This window comes from Actinoplanes auranticolor (genome assembly GCF_018332655.1).
GTDB lineage: Bacteria > Actinomycetota > Actinomycetes > Mycobacteriales > Micromonosporaceae > Actinoplanes > Actinoplanes auranticolor.
Genome location: NZ_BOQL01000034.1, coordinates 71,098 through 88,894, shown reverse-complemented (window position 1 = coordinate 88,894; position 17,797 = coordinate 71,098). Strand labels below are relative to the sequence as shown.

Here is a 17,797-nt window from a genome sequence, read left to right as displayed (position 1 = left end):
TGTCATGATCTCAGGGCTGCTGGCCCGCCCCGCGTTCCTGCGCTGGCTGGGCTTCTTCGGTGCCGTGTGCTGCGCGGTGGACGCGTTCCTCTACGGCGCCGCGCCCTTCATCCGCCGCAACGTGAACGTGGTCAGCGTGCTGCGCGAGCCGGCCGGCGCCCTCATCCTGCTGCTGTGGTTCGCCGGCCTGACCGCCCTCTGCGTCGCCTGGTGGTACGGCCGCCGCCTGCAGCTCACCCCTCGGTGGATCCTGGTCACCGCCGCCCTCTGGTCCGCCCCGCTGCTGGTCGTGCCGCCGCTGGCCAGCCGGGACATGTACGCGAACGCCTGCCAGGGCGCCCTGGTGCACGCCGGCTTCAACCCGTACCTGGTCGGGGTCTCGGCCCAGCCCTGTCCCTGGCTGGACTCGGTCTCCGTGGTCTGGCGCGACACGCCCACCCCGTACGGCCCGGTCTTTCTCGTCCTGGCCGGGCTGGCCGCCGCGTTCGGTTCGCAGCTGGCCGCCCTGATCTCCTTCCGGGTCCTCGCCGTGCTGGGCGTCGTCGCGATCGCCGCCTGCCTGCCCGTGCTGGCGCGGCGCGTCGGCGCGCCCGTCGACCGGGCGCTGTGGCTGGTGCTCTGCTGCCCGCTGGTGCCGGTGCACCTGATCGGCGGCGGCCACAACGACGCGCTCACGGTGGCGTTCATGGTCGCCGGTCTCGCGGTGCTGGCAGCGCCGGTCAAGAGCTGGACCACCCTGCTGATCGGCGGGGCCCTGCTCGGCCTGGCCATCTCCATCAAGATCACGATCGGGGTGGTGCTGCCGTTCGCGGCGCTGCTCGCCGTCGGTGGACTGCGGGCCGCGGGCTGGGCCGGGCTGATCAAGCGCGGGGGAGCGGTCGTCGGTGCCGCGCTCGCCGTGCTGGTGGCCGGCTCGTTCGCCTCGGGGCTGGGCCTGGGCTGGCTGACCGCGCTGTCCGGCGCGGGGGAGTCGGTGAACTGGTCGTCCCCGCCGACCGCCGTGGGTCTGGCCGTCGAGGCGGCCGGCCGCTGGTTCGGCGCCGACCTCGGGGTCGTGCCGGCGGTGCGCGCGGTGGCGCTGGTGCTGCTCGGGGTGTCCCTGCTGGTGATCCTGTGGCGTTCCCGGGACCGCGATCCGCTGGTCGGAGCTGGGCTGGCGCTGCTCGCGGTGATCTTCTTCGCGCCGATCACCCAGCCCTGGTACCTGATCTGGCCGCTGGCGTTGTTCGCGGTCGGCACCGCACGGGCCCGGTGGCTGGCCGGGACGGTGGTCTTCGCGATGGCCACCATCCTGCCCGAGGGCACCGGGGTGTTCCGGCCGCTGGGCGTGCCGATGTCGTTCGCGATGATCGTCCTGATCGGCTGGGTCGCGTACCGCAGCGTGACCTGGCTGCGCGGGAGGGAACTGGTGACCGCGGCGTGAGGCTGATCAGGTGGGGCGGGCTGGCCGGGAGCGTGCTGGTCGCGGCGGCCGCCTACCTCGGCGGTTCGCCGTTCGCCCGGGGGACCACGGTCACGCCCGGCACGATGCTCGCCGGGCGCGAGGGCGTGCTGCTGCCGCTGTGCTGGGTGCTCGGCCTGGCGGCGTTGCTGTGCGCTTGGTGGTTCGGGCGCCACCGGGTGCCGTCGACGCGGTGGGCGCTGGTCACCGCGGGGCTGTGGATGCTGCCGGTGCTGCCGATGCTGCCGCTGGGCAGTGAGGACGTCTACTCGTACGCCTGCCAGGGTTTCGTCCAGCACGCCGGGGGCGACCCGTATGCCGGGGGCGTGCAGGATTTCGGCTGCCCGTGGCTGGGTTCCGTGTCGACCACCTGGCGCACCTCGCCGGCGCCCTACGGTCCGCTCTTCCTGCTGCTGGCGGGCTGGGCCGTCGCCCTCGGCGATTCGCTGGCCGGGGTGATCGCCGGGCTGCGGGTCATCGCCCTGGCCGGGCTGGGCCTGGTCGCGGCCGGGCTGCCGGTGCTGGCCCGGCGCGCGGGCATCGACCCGGCCCGCGCGGTGTGGACGGTGCTGGCCTGTCCGCTGGTGCTGATCCACCTGGTCTCCGGCGCCCACAACGACGCGCTGATGGTGGGTCTGCTGGTGGTGGGGCTGGCCCTGGTCGCCGCCCGTCCGTCCCCGGCGCTGCTGGTCGCGGCCGGGGTGGCGCTGGGCCTGGCCGTGGCGGTCAAAGCCACCGCGGTCGTCGTGCTGCCTTTCGCCGTCCTCGCGGCGGTGCCACCGTCCTCGCCGGTACGGGCCCTGTGGCGGCCCGCGGCCCTGATCGCCGCCGGTGCCGCCGGCGCCGTGGGCCTGGTGTCCCTGGTCTCCGGGCGCGGCCTGGGCTGGATCGCGGGACTGCTGCGCAGCGGCGACACCGTGGCGTGGACGTCGCCGTCGACCGCCGTCGGACTGACCGTGCAGACCGTCACCGGGGTGGACGCCGTGGGAGCGACCCGCGTCCTCGGCGTGCTGCTGCTGGTGGTGCTGCTGCCCGTGCTGTGGTGGCGGGCCCGCGACGGCGGAGCGCTCCCGGGCGCCGGCTGGGCGCTGGGCGTGACGGTGCTCTGCGCGCCTGTCTTCCACCCCTGGTACGCGTTCTGGCCCCTCGCCGTGCTGGCCGCCACCACCGCGGAACGGCGCTGGGTGCTGGGCCTGAGCGCGCTCGCGGCCACGCTGACCCTGCCGGCCGGCTACAACTGGTCGCTGTTCACCCGCGTGCCCGGTGCGCTGGTCGTCACCGCCGTCCTGGTCGTGCTGGCCGTCCGGCAGGCCCGCCGCCTGCGCCACCGTAGAGTGTCCGCGTGACGCGCCGGGCCTGGATCTTCGCCGCCCTCGCGGCCCTCGTCTCCGCCGGTGTCCTGTGGTGGAGCGCCGAACTGCACTTCTTCTTCGACTCGCGGGTCTACTCCGGCGCCGTGCGGTACTGGTTCCGCGACGACGGCATGGTCTACGACTGGCTGGAGGACGGCACCCCGTACGGCTTCACCTACCCGCCGTTCGCCGGTCTGGTCATGGTGCCGATGGCGTACCTGCCGTTCGGGCTGGTCCTGGTGATCGCGGGCGCGGCGACAGTGGCCAGCACCGCCTTCGTGACCTGGTGGCTGGCCGGGCCGATCATCCGGCGCTCCCGCTGGACGCCCTGGCTGGCCGGCAGCATCGCGGTGGCGCTCGCGCTGTGCTTCGAGCCGGTCCGCGAGACGTTCGGCTTCGGGCAGGTCAACACCGTGCTGCTGGCGGTCGTGGCCGGGGACGTGCTCTTCGGGGTGGCCCGCGGGCGCAAGTGGGGCGGGGTGGGCATCGGACTGGCCACCGCCGTGAAGCTGACCCCGGGCGTCTTCATCCTCTATCTGCTGGTCACCGGGCGCTGGCGGGCGGCCGGTACGTCGATCGCCGCGGCCACCGCCGTGACCCTGGTCGCCGCCGGCCTCTTCCCGGACGAGTCCCGCGAGTTCTGGACCGCCGCCCTGTGGGACACCAACCGGGTCGGCAACCTTGAGTATCTGTCCAACCAGTCGCTGCGCGGCCTGCTGGCCCGGCTGCCGCTGGACACCGTGGAGGCCCGGGTCTGGCTGGTCTGCGTGCTGGCCACCCTGGCGTTCTGGGCCTGGCGGGTCCGCGCCGCCGCCCGGGCCGGGGACTATCTGGGCGGCCTCGCCCTGACCGGTCTGCTGGGCTGCCTGATCAGCCCGGTCACCTGGGTGCACCACTGCGTGTGGCTGCTGCCGGCGATCGTCCGCTGCCTCGACGCCGGCCTGTCCGCCCGCCGTGACCGGCGCTCCCTGTGGCTGGGCGGGGCCGCGTACGTCGTGCTGACGTCCCGGCTCACCTGGGCCTGGGAGAGCGGGCCCCGCCCGCCGCTCGCGATCATCGGCAGCAACCTCTACGTCTGGTTCAGCCTGGCCCTGCTGATCTGGATGCCGCTGCGCGCGTCGCCGGCCGCCGAAGTGCCCGATGCCGAGCCGATCGGCAAGGCGGAGTCACCGGACGTTTCCCGGGTGGCCACCTGAGGGTCGGAGGGTGCCCGTAGGCAGAGCGGGACGCGCGACCCGCTCTCACCCGGAGACACCTCATGCCCGCAACACCGTTACGCCGTACCGGAAAAGCTGTGGCCCTGGGCAGCATCGTGGCCCTCGCCGCGGTCGCCGCGCCGCCCGCGACGGCGGTCGCGCACCCGCAGCGCCAACCGCTGAGCTTCCAGCGGCTCGCCACCGTGCCCGTCTACCTGAACTCGGGCGTCGCCGACACCGCCGCCGCCGAGATCTCCACCGTCACCGGGGACGGCCGCACGGTCGTCTACACCGACAGCCCGGGCCGGCGGCTCGGCTTCGTGGACATCACCGATCCGGCCCGGCCCCGGCCCACCGGCACCCTGGCCGTGCCGGGCGAGCCGACCTCGGTCGCCCACCTCGGGAACCTGCTGCTGGCCGCGGTCGACACGAGCGCGAGCTTCACGGACCCGTCGGGCCGGCTGCTCGTGGTCGACGCCCGCACCCGGGCGATCGTGCGCACGCTGGAGCTCGGCGGCCAGCCCGACTCGGTGGCCGTCGCGCCCAGCGGCCGCTACCTCGCCGTCGCGATCGAGAACCAGCGCGACGAGGACGTCGCCGACGGGGCGCTGCCGCAGGCGCCGGGCGGCCACCTGGCCGTGATCGACACCCGCACGTGGGCGGTCAGCCGGGTCGCGCTGACCGGACTGGCCCAGGTCGCGCCGGGCGACCCGGAGCCCGAGTACGTCAGCATCAACTCCCGCGACGAGGCGGTCGTCAGCCTCCAGGAGAACAACCACCTGGCGATCGTGTCGCTGCCCCGCCGCCAGGTGGTCCGGCACTTCAGCGCCGGCACGGTCACCGTTACGGGGGTGGACACCGAGGACGACGACCGGATCAGCCGCACCGGCTCGATCACCGCCGCGCGGGAGCCCGACGGCGTCACCTGGCTCTCCGACGAGCTGTTCGCCACCGCCAACGAGGGCGACTACCAGGGCGGGTCCCGCGGCTGGACGATCTTCGACCGGCGCGGCGCGGTGGTCTGGGACGCCGGCAACTCGCTCGAGCACCTCGCCGTCGCGCACGGGCTCTACCCCGACAAGCGTTCCGACGCCAAGGGCATCGAGCCGGAGAACGTGGCGTTCGGCCGGTTCCACGGTGTCCCGTACGTCTTCGTCAACGCCGAACGCGGCAACTTCACCGCGGTCTACGACGTCTCGCGGCCCTCGGCGCCGAAGTTCCGGCAGTTGCTGCCCACGACCAACGGCCCCGAGGGGGTCGTGGCCGTGCCGTCGCGGGACCTGATCGTCGTCTCCAGCGAGGAGGAGCTTCCGGAGGAGGGCATCCGCGGCACCGTCCAGATCTACGGGGCCGGCCCGTCGCTGTTCCCGTCGGTGGTCTCGCGGCGCGACATCCCGTGGGGCACGCTGTCCGGGCTCTCCGCGGTGCCCGGCCGGCCGCGGCAGCTGGTCTCGGTGACCGACAGCGCGTACAGCCCGACCCGGCTGCTCACCATCGACGTGGCCGCGCGGCCCGCGGCCGTCGTCCGCGAGCTCACCGTGACGAAGGACGGCACGGCGGCCGGCTACGACGCCGAGGGCGTCGCCGCCCGGACGGACGGCGGCTACTGGCTGGCCGTCGAGGGTTCCGCCACCAGACCCGACCTTCTCGTACGGCTGGACGCGCGCGGCGCCGTCCAGCAGGAGATCCCGTTGCCGCCGGAGGTGGCCGCCGCGGTGACCACGAACGGCCTGGAGGGCATCGCCGTCACCGGCGCTGACGTGTGGGTCGCGGTGCAGCGCCCGCTCAAGGGCGAGACCACCGCGCGGATCGGCCGCTACCGCGACGGTGTGTGGTCCTGGCTGGCGTACCCGCTGGACGTGGCGCCGGCCGGCTGGACCGGGCTGTCGGAGCTGGTCGCCGTCGACCACGACACCTTCGCGGTGGTCGAGCGGGACAACCAGCGGGGCCCGGCCGCCGCGATCAAGAAGATCTACCGCTTCGACGTGCCGCGGACCTGGACCGGCGTGCCGGTCGTCGGCAAGCGGCTGGTCAGGGACCTGCTGCCGGCGCTGCGGGCCGACCACGGTTGGGTGCAGGACAAGGTCGAAGGGCTCGCGGTCGCGGGCAACGGCCAGGCGTACGCGGTGACCGACAACGACGCCGTCGACGACGCCACCGGCGAGACGGTCTTCCTGCGCCTCGGCCGCCTGTTCTGACTCAGGTGCCCGGGAGCAGGCCGGTGGCCTCGACAGCGGTCGCCATGGTGACCGAGGTGCCCGAACTGTAGGCCTGGTGGTAGCCCGCGTCGCCCAGGGCGGCGCGGGCCAGCACCGTGAGCCGCTCGGTGTCCGGCATCGACCGGTCCGGTGCGCCCCGGACCGCGTCCGCCGCGCCGAGCAGCATCGCGGCCCGGGCCGGGTCCCCGATCCGGACGGCGTAGTCGGCCACCCCGACCAGGACGTGGGCCATCACCGGCGCGTCCCTCGACTTCGCCGCGATCTCCACCGCACCCCGGTGCAGGTCGTGCGCGGCGGCCAGGTCACCGGCGGCACCCTCGATCAGCGCCCGCGTCGAGCGGGTCATCGCGCGGAACTGCGGGGCGTGCGTGGAGTTGTCGATGAGTTCCGCCGTCCGGGCCATCCGCTCGCGGGCCTCGTCCAGTGAGCCCTCCTCGCGGGCGATCGTGGCGTAGCCGTACTCGACCGACGCCAGCACCTCGGACAGCCCGACCTCCTCGGCCGTCTCCCGGGCCCGCTTGAGCATCCGGCGCGCCTCCGCGCGGTCGCCGGACAGCCACAGCTGATGGGCCAGCTTCATCTCGAGCTGCGGCAGGTCCTCCCGGATGCCGATCTCGCGGACCAGCGCCAGGGCCTCGCGCTGCCAGGTCACCGCGTCCTCGAACTCGCCCTGCGCCGCGGCCATGTCGCCGAGCGCGCTGAGCGTGAAGCCGACACCCCAGCGGTCGCCGATCGCCCGGAACCCGTCGAGGGCCTCGCGCAGCTCGGCCCGGGCGGCGCCGGGATCCTGCCCGAAGTTGAGCCGCAGCTGCGCGACGACCATCCGGGCGATGGACCGCAGCCACGGGTCGGGGTCGGTGAACAGCGCCTCGACCAGCTCGAAGCTGCGCTGCCGGCCGCCCGGGGAGAAGATCAGCGACAGCGGGCGCAGCAACCTCAGCACGGGATGCGCGGCCTGCGGACCGGCGCCCTCCCGCCCGGCAGCCTGGAACCACCCCTTGACCTCGTCCATCGGCGCGGCGCCCTCCAGCCCGTTCAGGGCCGAGTACGCGTACGCCAGCGCCCGGTCCTCCGGGTCCGTCTCCCCGGTCAGGGTGAGCACGTCCCGGGCGAGCCTGCACCCCTCGGCCCGGTGCCCGCGCAGCCACCAGTACCAGCCCAGCCGGGCGGTCAGCGCCGTCGCGGTCCGCGCGTCCCCGGCCTCGATCGCGGCCCGGACCGCCGCGTGCAGGTTGTCGTGCTCGGTGCTGAGCCGGTGCAGCCAGCTGAGCTGATCACGCCGGCGCAGCTCCGGCTCCGCGGTGCCGGCCAGCGCCAGCAGGTAACGGGCGTGGGCGACGCGCAGCTGCTCGGTCTCCCCGGCCTCGGCCAGGCGTTCCAGGCCGTACTCGCGAATGGTCTCCAGCATCCGGTAGCGGTCCCCGGCCAGCACCAGCAGCGACTTGTCGACCAGCGCGCCGAGCAGGTCGACGTCCGCGCCGCAGACCTGCTCCACCGCGGTCACGTCGGCCCCGCCGTGGAAGTAGGCGAAGCGCCGCCACAGCGCCCGCTCGTCGTCGTCGAGCAGATCCCAGCTCCAGTCCACGACCGCCCGCAGCGTCTGGTGCCGGGGCAGCGCGGTGCGGCTGCCGTTGGTGAGCAGCCGGAACCGGTCGGCCAGACGGTCGGCCAGCAGGTCCACCGGCAGCGTGCGCAGCCGGGCGGCGGCCAGCTCGATGGCCAGCGGCATGCCGTCCAGCGCCCGGCAGATCCGGACCACCGGACCGATGGTCCGGGCGTCGAGCGTGAAACCGGGCCGGGCCGCGACCGCCCGGTCCAGCAGCAGGCGTACGGCCGGATAGCTCGCCGCCTGCACGTCCGTCGGCGGCAGGGCGAGCGGCTCGACCGGCCACAGCTGCTCACCCGCGATGCCCAGCGGCTCGCGGCTGGTGGCGAGCATCCGCAGCCCCGGCGCACCCCGCAGCACGGCGTCGGCGACCTCGGCCGAGGCGGCGATGAGGTGCTCGCAGTTGTCCAGGATGAGCAGCAGCTCCTTGCCGGCGAGCGCGTCCGTCAGCCGGGTCAGCGGCGGCACCGCGTCGCCGGCGGGAGCCCCACCGGGCAGGCTGATCACGAACTGGCCGCGCAGCTGCAGCGCCGTCAGGATGGCCTGCGGCACCTCGGCGGGGTCGGTGAGCGGCGCCAGCTCGACGCGCCACACGCCGTCCGGGTGGCCGGCGGTGAGGGTCTGCCCGGCCTCCACGGAGAGCCGGGTCTTGCCGCTGCCGCCGGGACCGATCAGGGTGACCAGCCGGTGCGCGGCCACCAGCTCGCGTACCGCCCGCAGGTCCGCCTCGCGGCCCACGAAGCTGCTCACCTCCGCGGGCAGGTTGCCCCGGACCCGCCGGCGCTGCCCGCGCAGCGTCTCCACGTGCAGCGCGGCGAGCTCCGCCGACGGGTCGGCGCCCAGGGCGTCGGCCAGCTCGGCCCGGATCCGCTCGAAGACGGTCAGGGCGCGCCCGGGATGACCGGCCGCGGTCAGCGCGCGCATGAGCAGTCCGGCCAGCGGCTCGTGCAGCGGATGGGCCACGGCGAGCGACTCCAACTCGCCGATCAGGCCGGCGTCGCCGCCGGCCCGCAACCGGGCCTCGGCCCGCTGCAGCCGGGCCGTCAAACGGAGCTCATCGAGGCGTACGGCCTCAGCCCGCGCCACGTCGGGGAACTCCGTCGGGCCCCGCCACAGCGCCAACGCCTCCTCCGGCCGGCCCTGCGCCACCAGCCGCGCGAAGCGGTGCGCGTCGACGTCGTCCCGGTCGAGGTCCAGGCGGTAGCCGGACGGCGTGACGGCGACGGCCAGCCCGGGAGCGGCGCGGCGCAGCCGGGAGACCAGCGCCTGCAGCGCCCCGGCGGCGCTGCCGGGCGGATCGGCCCCCCACAACCCGTCGATCAGGCGGTCGGTGGAGACGGCGCGGCCGGCGTCGAGGGCGAGCAGGATCAGCAGGGTACGCAGACGCGCGCCCGCAACCGGCACCGCCGTACCGGTGTCGGCCCGCAGCTCGACCGGGCCGAGCACCGCGATGTCCACCCCGTCGATTCTGCTCCCCGTCCGCGACCCGGTTCCGGCAAGCCTAGGGTTGCCGGATGCCTGTCGCCCGCCGTAGCCCGATCCGTCAGAGCGCACCCCGCAAGCCGGCCGTGCCCGCCGCCCTCGACGAGCCCCGGCAGGAGCTCGAGCCGGAGGTCGCTTTCCGCACCGTCGCCTTCGACGGCCACGACCTGTCCGGGCGGGAGGCGGAGTCGGTGGAGTTCGCCCAGTGCCGGTTCCGCGGGGCGGACCTGTCCTCCTCGGTGCTGGCCCAGCTCACCATGACCGACTGCGTAGTGCAGGTCTCGAACTGGGCCAACGTGCGCGCCGACGGCGGGGCCGTCTGCCGGGTGACCTTCGACGAGTCGCGGATGACCGGGTTCAGCGTGACCAACGGCCGGCTCGGTGAGGTGACCTTCGAGCAGTGCCGGCTGGACCTGTCCGGCTGGCGCTTCACCGGCTTCGACAGCGTGCGCTTCACCGGCTGCAACCTGACCGGGGCCGACTTCACCAACGCCGACCTGCGGGGCGCCCGTTTCACCGGGTGTGACCTGACCGGCGCCCAGTTCCACCACGCCACCATGGACGGCACCCGGTTCCGGCGTTGCGGGCTGGACGGCATCGCCGGGATCGGCAGCTGGCGCGGCGCGATCGTGCACCCGGACGACCTGCCGGCGCTGAGCTACACCCTGGCCGGCGGCCTCGGCATCAAGGTCGACTCCGAGGACTGACCAGGGCTTTCTCCCGGTGCTACGGACTCTTGGGCAGGGCCACGACGATGGAGCCGGCGGCGCGGTCGTGCAGGCCGCGGCGCTGGGCGTCCATGATGATCGCGGGGACCAGCAGGGCCAGCAGGACGCCGCGCAGCAGGCCGCGCGGGATGCCGATGGCACCGCCGTCGGCCGCGGACACCGCGCGGATCCGGGCCAGCGACATTCCCAGAGTCTGTCCGAACAGGCCGATGAACAGCGCGTTGAACAGGATCAGCACCAGCACGGGCGGCCAGGCCACGACCCGCGGATCGGCGTAGAAACTGGCGATGACCAGGCACAGCGCCCAGTCGATGAGCAGCGCGGCGAAGCGGCGGCCGAACTCGGCGGGCTGCAGCTTCGACAGGTCGAGAGCCCCCGCCTTCTCGGGCGGGGTGGGTGATCCGTTCGCGCTTGTCGCCACGGGGTCGAGACTAGTCGCGGGCGTACGGTTGCGGCATTTCCGCCCCCGGCGACGGGTCACCGGCGGTAGGGTCGTCGATGGTCTTCGGCTCCGTCAGACAGCTATCCGGCTCCGTAACACGGCGGAAACAATAGGGATACGCCTGGGCAACTACGGGGCCATAGCGTCGCGACAGCCTAGCCTCGTGGCGGCTCACGCCGCCCCGGTTCGAAAATCATGTGCCAGGAGGACGTGTGTTCGCCAATCCCGAGGAACTCCTGCGATACCTCAAAGACGAGGACGTCAAGTTCGTCGACGTACGGTTCTGTGACCTTCCCGGCGTGATGCAGCACTTCAACATGCCGGTGGAATCGTTCGACGACAGTGTCGTGACCGACGGCCTCGCCTTCGACGGATCCTCGATCCGCGGGTTCCAGGCCATCCACGAGTCCGACATGATGCTGCTGCCGGACGTGACGACGGCCTTCGTCGACCCGTTCCGCATCCAGAAGACGCTGGCCCTGAACTTCTTCATCCACGACCCGTTCACGCGGGAGGCCTACTCGCGTGACCCGCGCAACGTGGCGAAGAAGGCCGAGACCTACCTCGCGTCCAGCGGCATCGCCGACACCGCGTACTTCGGCGCCGAGGCCGAGTTCTACATCTTCGACTCGATCCGTCACGAGACCGCCGCCAACCAGGCGTTCTACTACATCGACTCGATCGAGGGCGCCTGGAACTCCGGCAAGGACGAGGAGGGCGGCAACCGCGGCTACAAGACCGCGTACAAGGGCGGCTACTTCCCGGTCTCACCGATCGACCACTACTCCGACCTGCGCGACTCCATGGTGCGCCGCCTGATCGACGTCGGCTTCACCGTGGAGCGTTCGCACCACGAGGTCGGCACCGCGGGCCAGGCCGAGATCAACTACAAGTTCTCGACGCTGCTGCACGCCGGCGACCAGATGCAGATGTTCAAGTACATCATCAAGAACACCGCCTGGGAGCACGGCAAGACGGCGACGTTCATGCCGAAGCCGCTCTTCGGTGACAACGGCTCGGGCATGCACACCCACCAGTCCCTGTGGCTGGGCGGCGAGCCGCTGTTCTACGACGAGACCGGCTACGCGGGCCTGTCCGACATGGCCCGCTGGTACATCGGCGGCCTGCTGCACCACGCGCCGTCGCTGCTGGCGTTCACCAACCCGACGGTCAACTCGTACCGTCGTCTGGTGCCCGGCTACGAGGCCCCGGTCAACCTGGTCTACTCGCAGCGCAACCGCTCGGCCTGCACCCGCATCCCGGTGACGGGCAGCAATCCGAAGGCCAAGCGCGTCGAGTTCCGCGTGCCGGACCCGTCGTCGAACCCGTACCTGAGCTTCTCGGCCCAGATGATGGCCGGCCTCGACGGCATCAAGAACAAGATCGAGCCCCCGGCCCCGATCGACAAGGACCTGTACGACCTGCCCCCGGAGGAGTGGGGCAGCGTCAAGCAGGTCCCGGGCTCCCTGGACGCGGTCCTGCAGTCCCTGGAGAACGACCACGAGTTCCTGACCGCGGGCGGCGTCTTCACCGACGACCTGATCTCGACGTGGATCGACTACAAGCGCGTCAACGAGATCGACCCGGTCCGCCTCCGCCCGACCCCGCACGAGTTCGAGATGTACTACAACGTCTGACCTGATGTAGCCCGTTGACCTGCGGCTCCGGTTCTAGCCGGGGACGCGGACGACAGCTCACGAAGCGGCGGTCATGCCCGGCCCACAGCCGGCGTGGCCGCCGCTTCCGCCTTCCCCAGAGCGCTGTTGACTAGCGCGCGGGTGCGGTCCAGCACATCCGGCCACTCATGCACGTACTCGTTCAGCGTGATCGTCGGCGTCGAGTGCCCGAGCGCCAGCTGCACCGTTTGACGCTCGCACCCGCATGGATCAGCAGCGTCGCGTAGTAGTGCCGCAGGCCGTGGAAGCCCCACCGCGACGGCAACCCCACTCAGGTCTGGCGTACAACCGCAACTCGACCGGTTATGAGCGGGGGAACAGTCCGCCAACGTCCATGCACGTCCGGCTTGGTAGGCCCTGATTTGTCACCCAGTTAGTCACTCAGCCCTTGAACATGCCGAAGACGCCTGTAACGGTGCCGATCAGCCCGGTAAGCGTCGCAAGCTTCGCCGGAGGGCCGACCCACAACCCCTTAGTGTTCTCGCGCCACCTCGCGGTCCACCACAAGCTCTTGAGCTTCTGCATCTTGTGCTGACGCACCCGGCTGCACCCGAGCAGGAGGCCTGACGAATTGTTGCGGCAATAGTCAACAGGACCGTTGCTCCTGGTGCGGTTGACAGCTCCGCACCAAACAGGCGCCTGGAACAGCACGTAGAACATCAGAAGGCCGATGAGGATGAGGTACGTGCCTGGGCCAAGGCCGCTTGCGGTACCCACCGAGATGATGATGATGGCGAAGGGAATCAAGCCCCAGTAGCGCCACAGCGCTGTGGATTTTCGAGATGCCACGTAGACGGACAGTACAGACACGAACGCCGACAGTGAAGACCTTCGATCGGATGCCCGACAGTACGCAACCTTGAATCAGGCATCGACCCTTCGCTTGTAAGGCCTGGGCGCGCCGTCCAGCTACGGCTGCCACCTCGGAAGGTCGTCCGCTGCCGCCCGGCTCTAGTCCGTCTCGTCCATGCCGGTTGCTGTCAGCGTTGCTGTCAAAGACACGGCGGCGTGGGGAAACCTGCCGAGTGTCGATCCAGGCGTCAGGCTTGTCGTACGGTTGTTCGATGCCTTACGAGTCGACGGTATCAGTTGACAGTACCTGTACCAGTTCACTCAACGCCTCGCTTCGTGGTACGCGGTCCAGCATGCTGGGCGCATGACGAAACCCGAGGGCCCAGATGCTAGCGGCGGGACTGGAACTGGCTGAGCACTACGCGCGCAGGCCATTCAGCAATTTTCGATCGCTTTGATTACCTGTGCCGACTCATCAGATTCAGGTAGGTCCTGAAAGTCTGATGGCTGACTTCGAGACAGGGAATCACTTACGGTCCACGTACTTCCGTTCTCCGAGAAGTGGACGATTGCCGCAACGTAGGTGAAGATTTCCTCGCTTGGCATCGGCACGATCATGTTCATCATGCTGCATGGTACTTCCCCAGCGAAGAGCGTCGAGTCGATCAGTTTATTGGCACTCGGTGAGAACCCCGGGCTTTCCATTAGATCAAGGGAACGAGTTCCGAGCCGCTGTTCCTTGTTGTCCACAATCGGATCTTCGATTAGCTCCTTGTAGGTGCGACCAGTCTGTCCAGGCCGGCGCGGTAGCCGCCTCCGTGCGGTCGATTCCCACCTTCAGTTCTCAGCGCGACATATGCGCACCGAACCCTAGGCGGGGGGTACGACAACCGCGCACGGCGGAGCAACGGCGCCGTCGGGCGTTGCAGCAGATCTTCGACAATGGAATTCACGGTCAGGGGTACCCCGCTTCCGGCGGGTAGGGCGTCCGGCCCTGCAACCCGGAGAAGGCCTCCAGCGGCCGGGGCTACCCGCCCTGGACCCGGGCAGCTCCGGGATGCCGGCCGCCGCTGGACTCCCGACGCACACCGGAAGCGACCAGACCGCGCCCGGGTGGCGAAGGTCATTCGTTCGGCAGAGCGCTCCACCGTCACCACCCGGGCGCGGCCCGGCAGGGCGAAGCCGACTACCTCTGATCGCTTCCTGCCCATGGCGTCGGCGATCAGCCGCAGCTCGCTCGCGACCGCGATCAACGCCCGTACTTGAGCAGCCGCAATCCCGTTCCCCAGCTTCGGCTGTTTCAGGCGCCGGGTGTTCCGGAGCGGTTGGCCTGCGAGAAATCCCTGCCGAGGGGCAGGAAGTCGGTGACGGGCATTTCCGCGTACGCCAAGCGGGCCCGGACGGCTTGCCGGTCCGCCTGGACGAGAGCGTCGCGGCTGACGGACGGGTCGACGAACGATCCCCGGCCACGCCGGTCGCGCCAGGAGACGTAGCCGGCGACTGAGGCGATCGCTACGGCGATGCCTGCCAGGAAGACCATGAGTGTCATGCGCTCACAGTACGTGATGCCCGCTACACACTCCGTTCTCGAGCAAATCAGCTCATGCGCCGGTGATCAGGTGGGCGCTGGGGGTGTAGTCGATCTTCCAGTCGGTGTAGACGCCGAGGGTGCCGTCGGTCAGGCAGCGCAGGCCCACGCTGATCCAGCGGACCTCCTCGTCGGCGGTCAGGGCGAAGCCGAGGGCGGCGGCGAAGGTTTCGTTGCCGCAGGGGAGCAGATTGGCGCCTGAGGCGTCCAATGATCTTGGTCTTCGTTGATGCTTGCTGACGTAGTGGGCGGTGGCGGCAACGTAACTGGTTGGAGCAGTGACGATGAGATTCAACTACTGTCCGGACACGACTCCTGCGGGTTGGCTTGTCGGGTCGCGGACGGCCGACCAGCAACTGATCACGTTCGGGCCGGCGGGCTTCGAGGCGTACGCCCGGCTCCGTTACCTTCCGGACCCCACTGCGCCCGGCCAGGAAGAAGCCGATGCCGGCCTTTCCGACGATCATCCGTCGGACATTGCGCAGGCGCGGCGGGCGCTGCACCGGCTGGCGTCGTTCACGGCCACCGCGCAGGAGTGCTACTTCTGCGTCTGGGAGGGGTACTCCGACATCCTGCTGCCCGCGGACGCGCTACACGGCCCGTTGGTCGAGCTGGAGCACCGTCGCTACGTCCTGTTCCGGGGCGCGCTGCGCGACGTCGATCACTGGGAGACCGACTTCGGCGGTGGGCAGCCCGTCGCGCCGCCGGCGTTCGTCTGGCCGGCCGATCGGCGTTGGTGTTTCGCGGGTGATGTGGATCCGCACTGGGCCGGGATCGGCGCTGAGCGGGCGGCCGTTGACATCCTCGTCGGCGACCCGCAGCTTGATGTCGTTCCGGCCGACCCCGAGGGAAGTCAGCCGCTGTACTACTGAGAGCCGTCAGCCGATGCTGCGAGCGAAGACCGCCGGAGCGCCGCCGTCCGCTCCCAGTATGACCTGGCTGCCGCCCGCCCGATCGACAGCCGCATCCCAGCCCTCCGGCGCGGTGTCGCCCTCGGCCGTCATGCGCGGCAGCAGGAATCCTTCGTCCCCCGGCCCGTCCACGACGACCAGCGTGACCCGGTTCATGAGGGACCATTCGCCGGCCGCGGCGTCGGCGGGCACGTCGACGGCGAGGGCCAGCACGGGTACGCCGTCACGAATCTCGAATCGTGCGGCATCCGGCGACAGCATGTGCGGCATCGGGCGAGTATGCCAAACCCTCAGCGTGGCATCGAGCGGGCAAGCTCCTCGCTGAGCCGGAGCAGCCGTTCAAGATTCGTGCTGGAAGTACTTGCTCACCAGTCGCGCCAGCCGTCGGTGAGTTCGCTGCGGTGCAGGTTCCGGGTGGCGGTCAGCGCCGTGACGTCGACGCCCGACTCCGTCAGGACCGCGTCGATGTACTCGCAGAGTTCCTCGCGCTCGCCGGTTTCGATGACGGCCTGCTCTTCGTCGACGGCGTTGAGGGCGAGCACCACCCGCTCCACGGCGGCCCAGGCGGCCTCCTCCGTGACAGCCGGCAGGCCGGCGATCTCCTGGGCGTACGCCGTCAGCACCACGTCGACAGCCGCAGTCGCCTCGGCCGGCCACAGCTCGGCGGCGTACGCCTGGTCCCGGGGGAGCGTCCCCGCCGCGACCGCCGCCTCCTGCTCGGCCACCCGGCGCTGCCATGTCTGACTCGGCCTGAAGATCATGGCCGTCAGCGTAGGGCCTGCCGCAACGGTCCCCGCAGCCACTGCTCGACCTCCGCGCGGCTGCGCAGGCGGACCACGGTGAGGCCGGGGCGTTCGCGCGTCAGCGTCAGCACCTTGGCCGCCGTCTTGCCGTGCGTCTGCCAGGCCCACCGCACGATGTGGTCCTTCGTCGTGAGGATCGTCCACAGTGGCGCTTCGACGTTGCCGTTCCACAGCTGTTCGCGGCGCAGGCGGCGGAGCACCGTGCGGCGGATGACCTGGCGCATCACCAGGGTGCGGGGGAGATCCAGCCACACCAGCAGGTCGGCCCGCTCCACCAGGCGGGCGCGCACCTCGCGGTACTGCCATTCCACGACCCAGGCCGGCGCGGCGGTCACCCGGTGCACGTCGGCCTCGAAGCTCGGCCGGGGCGTCCAGTCCGGGCCGTGGTACAGGCCGTCGATCTCCGTGTGCGGGATCCGCAGCAGCGTGGCGATCCGGGCCGCCAGGGTGGTCTTGCCGGACCCGGAGGTGCCGGCCACCAGGATCCGCTGCGGACGCGCCGGCAGCGGATCCGCGGCGGTGAGCAGGGTCAGCGGGGGCGCGGCTGGCGCATGCCCTTGCCGCCCGGGCGCATGTTCTTCGGGATCGCGCCCTTGGGCATCTGCGGGCGGGCCATCAGCGCGCCCAGGCGCTTGTCCAGGGCGTTGACGTCCTTGCCGGTCAGGTTGCGGGGCAGCTTCATCACCGTCGTGCGGAGCTTGCGGATCGACAGCTCGCCCTCGTTCGGGCCGATCATGTAGTCGTACATCGGGGCGCTGCCGATGACCTTGGACAGGCGGCGCTTCTCCTGGCCCATCAGGTTGCGGACGCGCTGCGGCTGGCCCTCGCCCAGCAGGATCACACCGGGGCGGCCGATCACGATGTGCACCATGTCGAACTGGGTGGTGGAGCTGGCCGCCGGGCGGACCCGCCAGTCGCCGCGCATGTTCTCCATGATCGAGGCCGCGGCGCCGGGCTGGCCCTCGGCCGCGTTCATCATCGCGGTGTTCGACCGCAGGTTGAGCACGATCAGCGCGGCCAGCAGGGTGACCATGATGCCGATCGGGATCCAGATCCAGCCCAGGCCCAGGAGGACGAGCAGCACGGTCACGGCCAGCGGGATCAGCACCGCCGCGACGATCAGCGGGACGAACCACTTGTCCTGCCGCGCCGTGAACGCGAACACCTGGCCGATCTGCTTCAGGCGCTCGAAGAACGACACCTTCTCCTGGGGTTTTGCCATACCCGAAAGTGTAGTGGTCAGCCGGGTGCCTTACTCGCCCAGGACCCGTAGCTGAGGAGGCCCGGCGGCGGATATGGGGCACCTTCCCCATGCGGGGCCGCCACCTTCACGCGAAGAGTCGAGGACAGCAAGGACGACCGATCGCGAGGAGTTGTGATGTTCCCGCTCAGTGACCCCGAATTCCAGCTCGACCTGCACCGCCAGCGCTCCCGGGAGTGGCGCAGCGCCGCCGCCGCTGATCACCTCGCCCACGAGGTCGCCGCGGGCCGGCACCGCCGCTCCCGGTGGCATTGGCCGACCCGCCGGCCCCCGCACGGGCGAGCGTCCGCGTCGTCGTGA

19 protein-coding genes are annotated in these 17,797 nt (G+C 71.3%); 8 read left to right on the top strand and 11 right to left on the bottom strand.

Going from position 1 to position 17,797, the window contains the following annotated elements; genetic code table 11:
• Positions 1–4: 4 nt before the first annotated feature.
• The 4 genes from mptB (Aau02nite_RS21895) to Aau02nite_RS21880 all read left to right on the top strand — a co-directional run bounded on the left by mptB (Aau02nite_RS21895) (position 5) and on the right by Aau02nite_RS21880 (position 6,187).
• Positions 5–1,423 (top strand): polyprenol phosphomannose-dependent alpha 1,6 mannosyltransferase MptB, encoded by a 1,419-nt coding sequence (gene mptB, locus Aau02nite_RS21895; protein WP_212990392.1) that lies wholly within the window; start codon positions 5–7, stop codon positions 1,421–1,423.
• The gene (gene mptB / locus Aau02nite_RS21890; RefSeq protein ID WP_246595342.1) at positions 1,420–2,787 is read left to right on the top strand and encodes a polyprenol phosphomannose-dependent alpha 1,6 mannosyltransferase MptB; all 1,368 of its coding nucleotides are present in this window, start codon (positions 1,420–1,422) and stop codon (positions 2,785–2,787) included. The genes mptB (Aau02nite_RS21895) and mptB (Aau02nite_RS21890) overlap by 4 nt, the downstream gene beginning before the upstream one ends.
• Positions 2,784–3,989 carry a glycosyltransferase 87 family protein gene (locus tag Aau02nite_RS21885; RefSeq protein WP_246595341.1) on the top strand — a complete coding sequence of 402 codons (1,206 nt, stop codon included), beginning with the start codon at positions 2,784–2,786 and terminating at the stop codon, positions 3,987–3,989. Before mptB (Aau02nite_RS21890) ends, Aau02nite_RS21885 begins: the two co-directional genes overlap by 4 nt.
• Positions 3,990–4,051: 62 nt before the next feature.
• Positions 4,052–6,187, top strand: coding sequence for an esterase-like activity of phytase family protein (locus Aau02nite_RS21880; protein WP_212990391.1), 2,136 nt, complete (start codon positions 4,052–4,054; stop codon positions 6,185–6,187).
• A gap of 1 nt (position 6,188) precedes the next feature.
• Here Aau02nite_RS21880 and Aau02nite_RS21875 read toward each other — a convergent pair whose 3' ends face one another.
• Complete coding sequence (locus Aau02nite_RS21875) at positions 6,189–9,272, bottom strand: AfsR/SARP family transcriptional regulator (RefSeq protein ID WP_212990390.1); 3,084 nt, start codon at positions 9,270–9,272, stop codon at positions 6,189–6,191.
• A gap of 56 nt (positions 9,273–9,328) precedes the next feature.
• On the opposite strand from Aau02nite_RS21875, the gene Aau02nite_RS21870 reads away from it, so the two are divergent.
• Entirely contained in the window at positions 9,329–10,003 is a 675-nt protein-coding gene (locus tag Aau02nite_RS21870; RefSeq protein WP_212990389.1) for a pentapeptide repeat-containing protein, read from the top strand.
• A gap of 19 nt (positions 10,004–10,022) precedes the next feature.
• Here Aau02nite_RS21870 and Aau02nite_RS21865 read toward each other — a convergent pair whose 3' ends face one another.
• Positions 10,023–10,445, bottom strand: coding sequence for an RDD family protein (locus tag Aau02nite_RS21865; RefSeq protein ID WP_212990388.1), 423 nt, complete (start codon positions 10,443–10,445; stop codon positions 10,023–10,025).
• Between the two features lie 233 nt (positions 10,446–10,678).
• Here Aau02nite_RS21865 and glnA point away from each other — a divergent pair, with 233 nt between their 5' ends.
• On the top strand, positions 10,679–12,103 hold the full coding sequence (glnA, locus tag Aau02nite_RS21860) for a type I glutamate--ammonia ligase (protein ID WP_212990387.1): 1,425 nt from the start codon (positions 10,679–10,681) through the stop codon (positions 12,101–12,103).
• Positions 12,104–12,174: 71 nt separating this feature from the next.
• On the opposite strand, the gene Aau02nite_RS46585 is transcribed toward glnA, so the two are convergent.
• From Aau02nite_RS46585 to Aau02nite_RS21835, 5 genes are all read right to left on the bottom strand, one after another.
• Positions 12,175–12,327 (bottom strand): hypothetical protein, encoded by a 153-nt coding sequence (locus Aau02nite_RS46585; protein WP_246595340.1) that lies wholly within the window; start codon positions 12,325–12,327, stop codon positions 12,175–12,177.
• 196 nt (positions 12,328–12,523) lie between these two features.
• Complete coding sequence (locus Aau02nite_RS21850; protein ID WP_246595339.1) at positions 12,524–12,952, bottom strand: hypothetical protein; 429 nt, start codon at positions 12,950–12,952, stop codon at positions 12,524–12,526.
• Between the two features lie 417 nt (positions 12,953–13,369).
• Positions 13,370–13,684 carry a hypothetical protein gene (locus tag Aau02nite_RS21845; protein WP_212990386.1) on the bottom strand — a complete coding sequence of 105 codons (315 nt, stop codon included), beginning with the start codon at positions 13,682–13,684 and terminating at the stop codon, positions 13,370–13,372.
• A 550-nt stretch (positions 13,685–14,234) separates the two neighbouring features.
• Positions 14,235–14,483: a hypothetical protein gene (locus Aau02nite_RS21840; protein ID WP_212990385.1), complete on the bottom strand. Its 249-nt coding sequence runs from the start codon at positions 14,481–14,483 to the stop codon at positions 14,235–14,237.
• A gap of 52 nt (positions 14,484–14,535) precedes the next feature.
• Complete coding sequence (locus Aau02nite_RS21835) at positions 14,536–14,733, bottom strand: hypothetical protein (protein ID WP_212990384.1); 198 nt, start codon at positions 14,731–14,733, stop codon at positions 14,536–14,538.
• Between the two features lie 73 nt (positions 14,734–14,806).
• Between Aau02nite_RS21835 and Aau02nite_RS21830 the strand changes: the two genes are divergently transcribed.
• On the top strand, positions 14,807–15,394 hold the full coding sequence (locus Aau02nite_RS21830) for a hypothetical protein (RefSeq protein WP_212990383.1): 588 nt from the start codon (positions 14,807–14,809) through the stop codon (positions 15,392–15,394).
• 6 nt (positions 15,395–15,400) lie between these two features.
• Here Aau02nite_RS21830 and Aau02nite_RS21825 read toward each other — a convergent pair whose 3' ends face one another.
• The 4 genes from Aau02nite_RS21825 to Aau02nite_RS21810 all read right to left on the bottom strand — a co-directional run bounded on the left by Aau02nite_RS21825 (position 15,401) and on the right by Aau02nite_RS21810 (position 17,458).
• Positions 15,401–15,703, bottom strand: coding sequence for a hypothetical protein (locus tag Aau02nite_RS21825; protein WP_212990382.1), 303 nt, complete (start codon positions 15,701–15,703; stop codon positions 15,401–15,403).
• A gap of 95 nt (positions 15,704–15,798) precedes the next feature.
• A complete protein-coding gene (locus Aau02nite_RS21820) occupies positions 15,799–16,194 on the bottom strand; it encodes a hypothetical protein (protein ID WP_212990381.1) in 396 nt (131 codons plus the stop codon).
• 5 nt (positions 16,195–16,199) lie between these two features.
• Positions 16,200–16,715 carry a P-loop NTPase family protein gene (locus Aau02nite_RS21815; RefSeq protein ID WP_246595338.1) on the bottom strand — a complete coding sequence of 172 codons (516 nt, stop codon included), beginning with the start codon at positions 16,713–16,715 and terminating at the stop codon, positions 16,200–16,202.
• A gap of 50 nt (positions 16,716–16,765) precedes the next feature.
• A complete protein-coding gene (locus Aau02nite_RS21810) occupies positions 16,766–17,458 on the bottom strand; it encodes a DUF4191 domain-containing protein (protein ID WP_212990380.1) in 693 nt (230 codons plus the stop codon).
• Between the two features lie 156 nt (positions 17,459–17,614).
• Between Aau02nite_RS21810 and Aau02nite_RS21805 the strand changes: the two genes are divergently transcribed.
• On the top strand, positions 17,615–17,797 hold the full coding sequence (locus Aau02nite_RS21805; protein WP_212990379.1) for a hypothetical protein: 183 nt from the start codon (positions 17,615–17,617) through the stop codon (positions 17,795–17,797).